Below are 12,843 nucleotides of genomic sequence, written 5' to 3' on the forward strand. Positions count from 1 at the left end.
GCTGCCTGAAAAAATGATCTGTCTTTATCTTCTGAGGAAACCTGATGAGCTTTCAAAACAAAGAACCTAAAAAGGTGATACCGATCGCCGTTGCGGAACCCGACGAGGAATTGGTGTCACTTTACGCAGCACACCAAAAAATTTACCCACGCAGCGTCTCCGGGGTGTTTACGCAATGGCGCTGGATCATGGTCTGGGTGACGCAAATTATTTTCTATGGTCTGCCCTGGCTCGAATGGGGCCAGCGCCAGGCGGTGCTGTTTGATTTGAGTGTGCGCCGCTTTTACATTTTCGGTCTGGTGCTGTACCCGCAGGATTTCATTTACCTGACCGGTTTAATGATTATTTCGGCTCTGTCGCTGTTTTTGTTCACCGCCGTGGCAGGCCGCTTGTGGTGCGGTTATGCCTGTCCGCAAACGGTTTACACCGAGATTTTCCTTTGGATCGAAAAATTGCTGGAAGGCGACCGTTCAGCACGGCTACGCCGTGACGAGGGCCCGATGACGGCCGAGAAGTTTGCTCGCAAGGCGGGCAAACAAGCTCTGTGGATTGCATTTGCCTTCTGGACCGGCTTCACCTTTGTGGGTTACTTTGTGCCCATGCGCGATATGGCGGGAGCATTTTTTAGCGGTCAGCTTGCCGCCTGGGAATTTTTCTGGGTCTTCTTTTATGGCTTTGCCACCTACGGCAACGCCGGTTTCATGCGCGAGCAGGTCTGCAAACACATGTGTCCCTACGCCCGCTTTCAAAGCGCCATGTTCGACAAGGACACGTTGATCGTGACCTATGACGCCGAGCGTGGTGAGCCGCGCGGTGCCCGCTCCAGAAAAGCCGACCTCACGACCTTGAACCTGGGCGCTTGCGTGAACTGCAGTTTGTGCGTGCAGGTGTGTCCGACCGGCATCGACATCCGCAATGGCTTGCAATATGAATGCATTGGCTGTGGCGTCTGTATTGATGTTTGCGACACCGTGATGGACAAGGTGGGCTACCCGCGTGGTCTGATCAAGTTCTCGACCGAAAACGCCATGAAAAATCACTGGACCAAAGAGCAGACGGTGCGCCGTGTGCTGAGGCCCAGGGTATTGGTTTACACCGTCATCTTGCTAGCGATGGTGCTGGCGATCTTTGTCAGCCTGGCGACGCGCACGCCTTTCAAAGCCGATGTGGTGCGCGACCGTGGCGTGATGGCGCGCGTGGTTGAGGCCGGCAAGGTGGAGAACGTGTACAGCATTCAGGTGATGAACGCAACGGAAGCATCGCAACGCTACAAAATTTCGGTGGAAGGCTTGCCTGGAATCAGGATCATGTCGGAAGACACCCACAGCATTGCGTCAACCGAAGCGCGCTGGGTGCCGGTGCGGGTACAGGTGCCGCCAGAAGCCGACAAGCCCGGCGCGCATGAAATTCACTTCATCATTGAATCCCTGGACAGCCCGGGCCGCTTGAAGGAAGAATCCAAGTTCATCATTCCGCAGTAAATGCCGGTGTGCTTAGGTCCGGGTCTGGCGCTGGCGGGGTGGTGAAGGGATGTTGGGTGTCCGTGCGTTATTGTTATTGCTCGCCCGATGCAGGCCGGGCCTGCTGGATCGAAGTTCCGAGCGATTGTCTGACCTGCTGCTGAATTTGCAGACTTTGCTGCTGCGCAGTTGCACCGGGCAGGGGTGTGGGTACGGTAATGTCACTGCCGTTCTGCGGACTGACGTTGATCGCAGAGCCCCCAGTGAGTTGTTTTTTGGCCAGGGTGCCCACCACAGCAGCAACAATGAGAAGACTCAAGACGCCAAAAATGATTCTCATGGAAAATCTTTCACAAGTTGATGAGTCACGCCAGAATTTAAAACCAAGTCATTCACGCAAGGTAAAACCAGCCCATGGTGGCTGCCATCCCCATCGCCAGGTGGAAAACGCTCCAGCGCAAAAAATGATTGCGCAGTGCCTTGGGCGACAGGGCAGAAATCAGAAACAGCCGCCCGTCTTCGGGTGCTCGCAGCAAGTGCACGCCCGGCTGCTGCCGAATTTCCCGGTGCTGGCGCTCAACCGTCCGGGTGGCCAACTGCCGGGCCAACTCCCATTCCTGCAGATCCAGGGTGCCATTGCGGTCCAGGTCAAAGCGCTGGTGCAAGCCGGCACGGTCCTGCTTCCAATGGGTCAGCAGCGCGCTCACGTCTTCCCTTGCACTCAAGGCAGAACTGGACCCGCCAAGAGTCAAAAAGTCGCCAAGTACATAGATGGTGCTGCCACCAAACAGACATTCTTCGACCAGCTTGTCATTGCCTGGATAGCTGGTGTGAACCTCCGCACCGACCACTTCGGCATGATCCGGATCGACGGTGCAGACGCCTGTCGCATCGCTGATGTCAAACGTGGTGCTGCTCGTTCCGCTGTCGATCTGACGCCACTCGTGCTTGGTGTTGTCTCTGGAATACAACTTGTAGCGGTACCAGATGCAGGCGATGCCGCCCAGTGGGGTGTAGATCAACTGGTTTTTGTCGCTACTGGCGCGGCCCAAGAGCTCGACATAACCTTGCGCGGCAGAGGCAATGCGCGAAGTGGCCAATTCGGCAATGGTGCGGGCGCGGTGCAGGCAACCCAGCCAGGCCAACCCAGCCAGCAGGGCGATACCCACCAGACACCAGCGCGTCTGTGGTCCGGGGCCAAACTTCATAGCCGCGGCAATCAAGACCGCATACAGGCCGCTGACAAGGCCAGTGAGGTTCAGCCCTAGGTGCTGCAAACCGTGCAAGCCGCGCACCAGCATGGCTTCATGCCTTGAAGCGTTGCGCGATATTGACGTCTTCCAGTTCCGGGGCAGCAAACTTCAGCAGCTCAAATGCCTTGAAGTTGAACAACCGCGCCAAAACGACCCCCGGAAACTGCTCAATGGCCACGTTGTTGATGTTGACGCTTTCATTGTAGAACTCGCGCCGGTCCGCAATCGCGTTTTCCAGCCCGCTGATGCGCGACTGCAGGTGCAGGAACTGCTCATTGGATTTGAGTTCGGGGTAGGACTCTGCCAGGGCGAACAGCTGCCCCAGTCCGCTGCGCAGTGCCCCCTCGGCAAGGCCCAGTGCCCCCATGTCATGCGATTGACGGGCCTCTGACACCCTGGAGCGGGCCTGGATCACTTTTTCCAGGGTGCTCTGTTCGTATTGCATGTACTGCTTGCAGGTGTCCACCAGCTTGGGCAATTCTTCATGGCGCTGCTTGAGCAGCACATCGATATTGGCCCATGCCTTGGCCACTGCGTTCTTGACGTTGACCAGGCTGTTGTAAAGCGTGATGGCGTACACCACAACCACCACCAGCACTATCCAGAAAATCGCACCCATGAATCGCTCCTTGTCGTTGTATCGGGATTGTCCTACAGGACGAGATTTGCCCCACGCAAGACGGCTGTTCAAAGCGCCTGGGCACCCTATACTTCAAGTCTAATAGGGCATCATGATGAAAATTCTTATTTGCAACGACGACGGTTTTCAGGCACCCGGCATTGTGGCGCTGTATGAGGCGCTCAAAGACGTTGCGACGGTCGAGGTTGTGGCTCCCGAGCACAACAACAGCGCCAAATCCAATGCGCTGACCCTGCATACGCCGCTGTATGTGCAGCGCGTCGCCAATGGTTTCAGGTATGTCAATGGCACGCCGGCCGATTGTGTCCACATCGCCCTCACAGGCTTGCTCGACTACCGGCCTGACCTGGTGCTGGCGGGCATCAACAACGGCGCCAACATGGGGGACGACACCATTTATTCCGGCACCGTGGGCGCAGCCATGGAAGGCTATCTGTTTGGTATCCCGGCCATTGCCTTTTCGCAGGTTGAGCGGGATTGGCACAACCTCGACGCGGCGGCGATCAAGGCACGCGATCTGGTGCTGCAAATGGGGCAGCAAAACCTGATCGGCAATATGCCCTGGCTGCTCAATGTCAACATTCCCAATCTGCCGCTGGCTGAGTTGGGTCATTTGAAGTTGTGCCGCCTGGGCCGGCGTCATTCCGCCGAAAAAGTGATTACCCAACAAAGCCCGCGCGGAGAGACCATGTACTGGATTGGTGCGGCAGGTCCGGCCAAGGATGAGGCCGATGGCACTGATTTTCATGCAACTTCGCAAGGTCATATTGCCATGACGCCGCTCAAAGTCGATCTGACAGACCACGACCATCTGGGTTACTGGGCTCAAACAGCGGCCAAGCTCACCAGCTTGGACAACTGATGACCCGGCCAAGTTCGAGCGGAGCCAGTCTTCGGCCCGGTTTTCCGGCCAAGCTAGACCTGCATAAAACGTCGGGCATGCCAGCCCGGCCTGCCATGACGCTCCGACCTTTACCAGGACCTGGACATAAAAACACACTGGTACAACATGGCGTCGGCCTGGATTCCAGTGCGGTGCGGCAGAACATGGTGACGAAACTGGCGCAGCAAGGGCTGACGGATGCAGCAGTATTGCAGGCGATGGGTAGCATTGAGCGCCACCGTTTTGTCGATACTGCCCTGGTGAATCAAGCCTACGAAGACACCAGCCTGCCCATCGGTTTGGGGCAAACGATTTCAAAACCCGGAGTCGTCTGCAGAATGCTGGAACTGTTGCGCCAGGGTCGTCCAGGCCATTTGGGGCGGGTACTGGAAATTGGCACCGGCTGCGGTTACCAGGCCGCGGTGCTGAGCCTGCTGTGTCAAGAGGTTTATTCAATGGAGCGCTTGCGTGGACTGCACGACAAGGCGCGTGAAAATCTACGCCATTTGCGGCTGGCCAATGTGCATCTGTTGTTTGGTGACGGCATGCCGGGATATGCCAAGGGCGCGCCATATGCCGGCATCATCGCGGCGGCTGGCGGCGAAGCTGTGCCCCAGGCCTGGATCGACCAGTTGGCGGTTGGCGGCAGGCTGGTGGCGCCAGTGTCTGCGGGTGTTACCAGTGCAGGAAAACAGGTATTGCTGGTGATTGACAAAACGCCACAAGGTATTCGTCAGTCGGTCATGGAAGGTGTTTATTTTGTCCCTTTAAAATCGGGTATTGCATGATGGGGGTTGATATGACGGTTTTGAAGCGACGGTTGGGTTTGTCTTTGGCTGCGGCCTGTGTGCTATTGACTTTGGTGGCGTGCGGTACCAGAAGTATCAATCGGGCACCGGTGGAGGAGCGGGTGACCCGTGTCGGCGATCCTGTAGGTGTTGCTGCCATTGTCAAACAGCCACAGGGCTTTGAGCATGCGGGCAAACCGGGTTACTACACGGTCAAGCCGGGCGATACCCTGATGCGTATTGCCCTCGAAAACGGGCAAAGCCCGCGTGACATTGCGGCTTGGAGCCAGGTTGAAAACCCCAACCGCATCGAAGTCGGTCAGGTCTTGCGGGTGGCCCCGCCAATAAGCCAGGAGGTACAGGTTCAGCCCGTGTCGCGGCCCTCGGTGAGCACAGGGAGCCTGGCGCAACCACCTTCTTCCGCGTCCTCAAGCGCCAATGTGGCGGCGGCAGCCGAGACCAAGTCCAATCAGGTAACTGACACGGAAATCAATTGGGTCTGGCCCAACAATGGGGTGGTGCTGGCCGGCTTTGACGATGTCAAGAACAAAGGTATTGACATTGGCGGTGTTGCCGGTGACCCGGTGCTGGCGGCTGCGGATGGTCGCGTGGTCTATGTCGGTGCCGGTTTGCGTGGTTATGGCAACCTCATCATTCTCAAGCACAACAATGTTTATTTGACGGCCTATGCCCACAACCAGACCCTGTTGGTCAAGGAAGACCAATCCGTGCTTAAAGGGCAAAAAATTGCCGAGATGGGCAATAGCGATGCGGATCGTGTCAAGTTGCACTTTGAGGTGCGCCGCCAGGGTAAACCGGTAGATCCTGCCAAGTACTTGCCTGCCCGCTAAAGCCTTTCTCCCACGCCCGGCATTCAGGCCGGGCGACATCAAGAGTTGAATTGAATGATTGAACCGACTGATCCCACGGCCGTCAAGTCTGCCGTGCCCGCCGACTGGCTGTATGTGGAGTCCCTGGACCTGGAGGCACAGGGGGTGGCCCACAAAGCTGACGGCAAAGTGGTGTTCATTGAAGGTGCGTTGCCTTTTGAGTACGTCAGCGCCAACATCAACCGCACCAAGAACAACTGGGAGCGGGGCACGCTCACAGCCATTCATCGGGAATCTTCCCAGCGGGTGGAACCCCATTGCCAGCACTTTGGTTTGCACACTGGCGCCTGCGGTGGTTGCAAGATGCAGCATTTGCATGTGGGCACGCAGGTCGCCGTCAAGCAACGCGCGCTGGAAGACAATTTATGGCATTTGGGCAAGCTCAGGCCCGAAACTATTTTCCGGCCTATCGAAGGACCGGCCTGGGGCTACCGTTACCGGGCCCGGTTGTCGGTACGTTACGTGCGGAAAAAAGGCACGGTGCTGGTGGGTTTTCACGAGCGCAAGAGCCGCTATGTGGCCGACATGCAAGTGTGCCCCGTGTTGCCACCGCATGTGGGCACCATGCTGATGCCCTTGCGTGCTTTGATTGCCTCGCTGGATGCGGTAGAGACCTGTCCGCAAATCGAATTGGCCTGCGGTGACAGCGTGACGGCTCTGGTGTTGCGCCATCTGGAGCCTTTGAGCGCCGCTGATTTGGCCCGGTTGCGCGGCTTTGCCCAGCAGCATGCGGGTGTGCAGTGGTGGTTGCAGTCCAAGGGGCCGGAAACCGTGTGCCTGCTGGACGAAGGCGGCGAAGTGTTGAGTTATGCCTTGCCCGAGTTTGGCATCACCATGCCCTTCAAGCCAACCGACTTCACCCAGGTCAATCCGCAGATCAACCGGGTGCTGGTGTCGCGTGCCTTGCGTCTGCTGGATGTGCAACCCGATGAGCGGGTGATCGACTGGTTTTGCGGCTTGGGGAATTTCACCCTGCCTTTGGCCACCCAGGCCTGTGAGGTTTTGGGGATCGAGGGTAGTGAAACGCTGGTGGCCAGGTCACGCGAAAATTACCAGAAGAACAAGGTGCTTGCCCACTCTGGCAAATCTCTGGCAAGGACTGAATTTGCCGCCAGGAATTTGTTCGAGATGAAACCTGAACAGCTTATTGCCGATGGCGTCGCAGATAAATGGCTGGTGGACCCGCCACGCGAAGGTGCTTTTGCCTTGGCGCTTGCGCTGGCCAGTTTGCATCAGCAAAAGTTGGGATTCTCGGAGGCGCCTGCCACGCCAGGGGCCAACACCTGGTCACCTCCCAAACGCATTGTCTATGTGAGTTGTAATCCTTCGACCTTGGCCCGTGACGCCGGTTTGCTGGTGAATCAGGCGGGTTACCGATGCAGTGGCGCTGGTGTCGTCAACATGTTTCCGCATACGGCCCACGTCGAAAGCATTGCCGTTTTCGACCTCATTGTCTAGTGCGCTGAGGTTGGGCACCCACCATGAAAAAAGGCTCACTAGGAGCCTTTTTTCTGGGGCAGAAAGCCTTAATCACGTTCGCCGCCAAATATGCCGAGCAGTGCCAGCAAACTCTGGAACACGTTGACGATGTCCAGATAGAGTGCCAGCGTGGCGCTGATGTAGTTGGTTTCACCGCCGTCCACAATGCGTTTCAGGTCATACAGCATGTAGGCGCTGAAGACACCAATGGCGGCCACCGAAATGGCCATCATGCCGGCGGTCGAGCCGACGAACACATTGATGATGCCGCCCACCACGATTGCCAGTGCGCCCACAAACAGCCATTTGCCCATGCCAGAGAGGTCGCGCTTGATGACGCTGGACAGACTGGCCATGACAAAAAAGACACCGGCAGTACCTCCAAAGGCAGTCATGATCAAATCCGGACCGTTCTTGAAGCCCAGCACCATGGCGATCATGCGCGACAGCATGAGGCCCATGAAGAAGGTGAAGCCCAGCAGCACCGGCACACCGGCAGCTGAGTTTTTGGTTTTTTCGATCGCATACATGAAGCCAAACGCGCCGCCTAAAAACACCACCAAGCCCATGCCGCCGGTGAGTGATTGGGTGATGCCAGTGGCAACGCCAAGCCAGGCACCCAGGACGGTCGGGATCAGGCTCAGCGCCAGCAGCCAATAGGTGTTGCGCAGGACTTTGTTGCGCTCTTGCGCCAGGGCACCAAAGCCATGGCTACGTTCGATGGAATGGACGTTATCAGTCATGGTCAAGTTCCTTACTTGGTTACTGTTAAAACAATAGTGGCGGATTTTAGGGGGCAAGCTTCTTTTCAAGAAACCTGTATCGAACGGGATGCCTACTTTTCGTGAGGATACTTTAACCTGTAACACAGGCAAATCAGTGGTCAAGCCGCGTTATGCTTGCTGAACTTTTATATAGGTAAAACGCCATGAAGACCAAACCTGCGCTTGAACTTTCAGATGTCAAACGTATTGCCGCTGCAGCCGAAGCCGAAGCACTCGATAACCATTGGGCAGTGACCATTGCCATAGTCGATGACGGTGGCCATTTGTTGTGGCTGCAACGTCTGGATGGCTCAGCAGCCTTGTCCGCGCACATTGCTCCAGCCAAGGCGCATACGGCTGCGCTGGGTCGCCGCGAAAGCAAAGGCTACGAAGATATGATCAATGGCGGCAGAAGTTCTTTTCTGAGCGTGCCAGCCATTTCAGGCATGCTCGAAGGCGGCGTGCCAATCATGAAAGATGGTGTTTGCCTTGGTGCTGTCGGGGTCAGTGGCGTCAAGTCCATCGAAGACGCCCAAATTGCCCGCGCCGGCATTGCCGCACTGGGACTGGATTAATTCAGCGTAAAGTTGATCGGCACGTTGAACCACATGTCCTGTGCCATGCCGTCTCGCCGGCCTGGCACATAGCGCCAGCCCATGACGGCACGCAGGGCCGCCTGGTCCAGCCGAGCGTAACCGCTGGATTGCTGAATGTCGCCTTGTTGCGCGATGCCATCCTTGCTGATGAGCACCCGGATCACTACCTTGCCCTGTTCGCCCAACCTGTGGCTGATGGCCGGATAGCTCGGTGCCGGGTTGTTTAAATAATCTGCATGGCTGGATGGCAAGACCGTTGCCGCTGATGTTGCCGCAGAAGTGGGTGTGGCCATGTCAGGTATCGCGCTTCCCGCATGCGTGACGGGCAGAGCGCCTGGGGCGCTGGTTTCGGCACTGAGTTCCATACCTGGCGTTGTCAAAGGGCTTGGGGTTGACGACGTTACTTCAGTTGCTCCAGTCATTGCGGACTTGGATCGTATTGGCGCTGCTATCCGGGTCGATGCCTGCATCTTGCTTGAATTCTGCTTTTGAGGGCTGGCTGGTAGCAGGCTGGATGTGACTGGCGGCCGGGCGGGCAAGGCATTGGATGCTAGATTGAAGCGTAAGGGTGGGGCGTTCGATGCATGGAGATCAGGTACTGTCTGGAGCCATCCAAGCAGCGCCAGATGGCCACCGAGTACGCTCAAGACCAGACAGACAATGCGCCACAAAACTGTATTCTCCAATTTTTAATAGGCCATGTTCTCGATGCGCAGCTCTTGCAGAATGGTGGTTGCAATTTCTTCGATCGATTTGGTCGTGGTGGACAACCACTTGATTCCGGAACGCCGCATCATGGCTTCGGCTTCCTTGACTTCATGGCGACAGTTGTCCAGAGACGCGTATTTGGAATGCGGTCGGCGTTCGTTGCGAATTTCACACAAACGTTCAGGTTGGATGGTCAGACCAAATAGTTTTTTGTGGTGGGGCTTGAGCGCGGGCGGCAAATCCTGGCGTTCAAAATCTTCCGGAATGAGCGGGTAATTCGAGGCTTTGAGCCCGTATTGCATGGCGAGGTAGAGCGATGTGGGCGTCTTCCCGCTGCGGCTGACTCCGACCAGAATCACGTCAGAGCTGGCCAGGTCGCGATGCGACTGGCCATCATCATGGTCCAGCGAAAAGTTGATGGCATCAATGCGTGACTGGTATTTTTTGCTTTTGCTGGCATCGCTGAAACGGCCAATGCGATGGTTGGACTTGATGCCCAGCTCCTGTTCAAGCGGGTGCACGAAGGTGCCAAACATGTCCATCAGCATGCCCTGGCACCCCTCGTTGATGACCGCCATGACGTCTTCGTTGGCCAAGGTGGTGAAAACCAGTGGTTTTTTGCCCTCAAGTGCACCTGCCTGGTTGATTTGCCGCACGGCCTGATGCGCCTTGTCTACCGTATCGGTAAAGGGCAGTCGGATCCGACGAAAGTCAACTTCAAACTGGTTCAGGATGGCATGGCCAAAGGTTTCGGCGGTAATGCCGGTGCCATCCGAGACAAAAAAAACGGTGCGATTGGGCATGATGGACGTGGTTGAGGATCAATTTTTGAGCGAGTCAAAGCCTACAATAATTATCCGACCAAATTCAGAGCGTTAAACACATCAACAAGTCAAGCAACAAACAGATGTGTTTGCCTCAGCATGAGATGCAGTTTGATTGCACCTCATCAAGCCCGGTTTTTTAACTTCTGGAGTTTTTCATGACAGCACGATTTGCAGCGACCGCCCTGGTCGTTCCATTTGAAGATTTAAGAATGACCGACGTTGATTCGGTCGGCGGCAAAAATGCCAGTTTGGGGGAAATGATCTCCAATTTGCCCACCGGAGTCAAAGTGCCCACGGGTTTTGCCACCACCGCACATGCGTTCCGCGAGTTTTTGGCTTTTGATGGCTTGACGGCCAAAATCAACGCGCGCTTGAGCACGCTTGATACCGAGGATGTGAATGCACTGGCCATTGCCGGTGCCGAAATTCGCGCGATGATCGAGTCGCAGCCATTTCCGGCCGATCTCGAACAGGAAATCCGCAAGGCTTTCATCACCCTGAATGGAGACAACGCCAAGGCCTCTTTTGCCGTGCGTTCGTCGGCTACGGCAGAAGATCTGCCCGATGCGTCTTTTGCCGGTCAGCAGGAGACCTTCCTGAATGTGACAGGCATTGAAGAAATCCTGCATAAGATCAAGGAAGTCTTTGCCTCGCTCTATAACGACCGCGCCATCAGCTACCGCGTGCACAAGGGCTTTGCCCACGAGCATGTGGCGTTGAGTGCGGGCATTCAACGCATGGTGCGTTCCGATCTGGGCGCTGCCGGTGTCATGTTCACCCTGGATACCGAGTCCGGCTTTGACCAGGTGGTGTTCATCACTTCGAGTTATGGCCTGGGTGAAACGGTGGTGCAGGGTGCCGTGAATCCGGACGAGTTCTATGTCCACAAGCCCATGCTCAAGGCCGGCAAACTGGCGTTGATCCGGCGTAATCTGGGCTCCAAATTGATCCAGATGCAATTTTCCACACCTGAAGAAAAAGCTGCAACCGGCCATCTGGTCAAAACGACTGATGTGCCCACCGAGTTGCGCAACCGGTATTCCTTGACCGATGCCGATGTGCAAAAGCTGGCGACCTATGCCGTGGTGATTGAAGCCCATTACGGGCGCCCGATGGATATTGAATGGGGCAAGGACGGCATTGACGGCGAGTTGTATATCCTGCAGGCGCGTCCTGAAACGGTCAAGAGCCAGGCGGCTGGCAAGGTCGAACATCGCTACAAGCTGAAAGGCAAGGGCACTGTACTGGTCGAGGGACGTGCCATTGGCCAAAAAATTGGCACCGGCCCAGTGCGGGTGGTACACAACCTCAGCGAGATGGACCGTGTGCAGCCAGGCGATATTTTGGTGACCGACATGACCGATCCCAACTGGGAGCCGGTGATGAAGCGTGCCTCTGCCATTGTCACCAACCGTGGCGGACGGACCTGCCACGCGGCCATTATTGCCCGTGAGCTTGGTATTCCTGCAGTGGTGGGCTGTGGTCATGCTGACCAGGTGCTCAAGGACGGCATGTTAGTCACAGTGAGCTGCGCAGAGGGTGATACCGGTTTCATTTACGATGGCTTGCTGGAAACCGAAGTGACCGAGGTGCAACGGGGGCAGATGCCCGAGATCGATGTCAAGATCATGATGAACGTGGGCAACCCTCAGCTCGCCTTTGATTTCTGCCAGCTGCCCAATGCCGGCGTCGGCCTGGCACGCCTGGAGTTCATCATCAACAACAATATTGGCGTGCATCCCAAGGCGATTCTGGATTACCCCAATATTGATTTGGACCTGAAAAAGGCGGTGGAATCAGTTGCCAGGGGGCATGCTTCACCGCGGGCTTTTTATGTCGATCGAGTGGCAGAAGGTGTGGCCACGATTGCTGCTGCTTTCTGGCCCAAGCCTGTGATTGTTCGCCTGTCAGACTTCAAGAGCAATGAGTATCGCAAGCTTATTGGTGGCAGCCGTTATGAGCCTGAAGAAGAAAATCCGATGCTGGGTTTCCGTGGTGCGGCACGCTACATCAGCGCTGAGTTTGGCGAGGCGTTTGCCATGGAGTGCGAAGCACTGAAGCGCGTGCGCAACGAGATGGGTTTGACTAATGTGCAGGTCATGGTGCCATTTGTGCGCACGCTGGGCCAGGCTCAGAAGGTGACAGAGTTGTTGGCTCAAAAAGGTCTAGAGCGCGGCGTGGATGGTCTCCAATTGATCATGATGTGCGAGATTCCCAGCAATGCGATTCTGGCCAAGGAGTTCTTGAAGTATTTCGACGGCTTTTCGATTGGCTCCAATGACTTGACGCAGTTGACACTGGGGCTGGACCGTGACTCCGGTCTGGAGTTGCTGGCAAAGGATTTCGACGAGCGCGACCCAGCTGTCACGAGTTTGATCAGTCAGGTGATCAAGGCCTGTCTGGCAGAAGGCAAATACATTGGCATTTGTGGGCAGGGGCCCAGCGATCATGCTGACTTTGCCAGCTGGTTGATGGCACAGGGTATCTCGTCGATTTCCTTGAATCCGGATACGGTGGTGGCAACTTGGCAAAATCTTGTGCAAGACAAGTAAGCC

The 12,843-nt window shown here is 56.3% G+C and carries 12 protein-coding genes and 1 pseudogene; 7 read left to right on the forward strand and 6 right to left on the reverse strand.

The features are described 5' to 3' along the window. Positions 1 to 44 precede the first annotated feature (44 nt). Positions 45 to 1,481: a cytochrome c oxidase accessory protein CcoG gene (gene ccoG / locus NDJ10_RS00645; protein ID WP_296159109.1), complete on the forward strand. Its 1,437-nt coding sequence runs from the start codon at positions 45 to 47 to the stop codon at positions 1,479 to 1,481. 73 nt (positions 1,482 to 1,554) lie between these two features. Here the strand turns inward: ccoG and NDJ10_RS00650 are convergent, their stop codons facing one another. Genes NDJ10_RS00650 through NDJ10_RS00660 form a run of 3 tightly spaced genes read right to left on the reverse strand, consistent with a single transcriptional unit; the run spans position 1,555 to position 3,332 of the window. Continuing rightward, a complete protein-coding gene (locus NDJ10_RS00650; protein WP_296159111.1) occupies positions 1,555 to 1,800 on the reverse strand; it encodes a hypothetical protein in 246 nt (81 codons plus the stop codon). Between the two features lie 52 nt (positions 1,801 to 1,852). Further along, entirely contained in the window at positions 1,853 to 2,761 is a 909-nt protein-coding gene (locus NDJ10_RS00655; protein WP_296159112.1) for a hypothetical protein, read from the reverse strand. 4 nt (positions 2,762 to 2,765) lie between these two features. Next, entirely contained in the window at positions 2,766 to 3,332 is a 567-nt protein-coding gene (locus NDJ10_RS00660) for a LemA family protein (RefSeq protein WP_296159113.1), read from the reverse strand. Positions 3,333 to 3,447: 115 nt separating this feature from the next. On the opposite strand from NDJ10_RS00660, the gene surE reads away from it, so the two are divergent. The 4 genes from surE (at position 3,448) to rlmD (ending at position 7,372) form a co-directional block, all read left to right on the forward strand. Further along, on the forward strand, positions 3,448 to 4,215 hold the full coding sequence (gene surE, locus NDJ10_RS00665) for a 5'/3'-nucleotidase SurE (RefSeq protein WP_296159409.1): 768 nt from the start codon (positions 3,448 to 3,450) through the stop codon (positions 4,213 to 4,215). A gap of 95 nt (positions 4,216 to 4,310) precedes the next feature. Next, positions 4,311 to 5,024: a protein-L-isoaspartate(D-aspartate) O-methyltransferase gene (locus tag NDJ10_RS00670; protein ID WP_296159410.1), complete on the forward strand. Its 714-nt coding sequence runs from the start codon at positions 4,311 to 4,313 to the stop codon at positions 5,022 to 5,024. A gap of 11 nt (positions 5,025 to 5,035) precedes the next feature. Beyond that, on the forward strand, positions 5,036 to 5,875 hold the full coding sequence (locus NDJ10_RS00675; RefSeq protein WP_296159114.1) for a peptidoglycan DD-metalloendopeptidase family protein: 840 nt from the start codon (positions 5,036 to 5,038) through the stop codon (positions 5,873 to 5,875). A 54-nt stretch (positions 5,876 to 5,929) separates the two neighbouring features. Next, the gene (rlmD, locus tag NDJ10_RS00680; protein WP_296159115.1) at positions 5,930 to 7,372 is read left to right on the forward strand and encodes a 23S rRNA (uracil(1939)-C(5))-methyltransferase RlmD; all 1,443 of its coding nucleotides are present in this window, start codon (positions 5,930 to 5,932) and stop codon (positions 7,370 to 7,372) included. A 68-nt stretch (positions 7,373 to 7,440) separates the two neighbouring features. Here rlmD and NDJ10_RS00685 read toward each other — a convergent pair whose 3' ends face one another. After that, complete coding sequence (locus NDJ10_RS00685; RefSeq protein ID WP_296159116.1) at positions 7,441 to 8,136, reverse strand: Bax inhibitor-1/YccA family protein; 696 nt, start codon at positions 8,134 to 8,136, stop codon at positions 7,441 to 7,443. A gap of 185 nt (positions 8,137 to 8,321) precedes the next feature. Here NDJ10_RS00685 and NDJ10_RS00690 point away from each other — a divergent pair, with 185 nt between their 5' ends. Continuing rightward, entirely contained in the window at positions 8,322 to 8,732 is a 411-nt protein-coding gene (locus tag NDJ10_RS00690; RefSeq protein ID WP_296159117.1) for a heme-binding protein, read from the forward strand. On the opposite strand, the pseudogene NDJ10_RS00695 reads toward NDJ10_RS00690, so the two are convergent. Together NDJ10_RS00695 and NDJ10_RS00700 are read right to left on the reverse strand one after the other, a co-directional pair. Beyond that, positions 8,729 to 9,004, reverse strand: a pseudogene (locus tag NDJ10_RS00695) (energy transducer TonB); the annotation flags it as partial. The gene NDJ10_RS00690 and the pseudogene NDJ10_RS00695 sit on opposite strands and share 4 nt — an antisense overlap. A gap of 438 nt (positions 9,005 to 9,442) precedes the next feature. Continuing rightward, positions 9,443 to 10,264: a pyruvate, water dikinase regulatory protein gene (locus tag NDJ10_RS00700; RefSeq protein WP_296159119.1), complete on the reverse strand. Its 822-nt coding sequence runs from the start codon at positions 10,262 to 10,264 to the stop codon at positions 9,443 to 9,445. A 179-nt stretch (positions 10,265 to 10,443) separates the two neighbouring features. Here NDJ10_RS00700 and ppsA point away from each other — a divergent pair, with 179 nt between their 5' ends. After that, positions 10,444 to 12,840, forward strand: a complete 2,397-nt coding sequence (gene ppsA, locus NDJ10_RS00705; protein WP_296159120.1) for a phosphoenolpyruvate synthase — start codon at positions 10,444 to 10,446, stop codon at positions 12,838 to 12,840. Positions 12,841 to 12,843 lie beyond the last annotated feature (3 nt).

Source organism: Rhodoferax sp. (assembly GCF_023700745.1).
Classification (GTDB): Bacteria; Pseudomonadota; Gammaproteobacteria; order Burkholderiales; family Burkholderiaceae_C; genus Rhodoferax.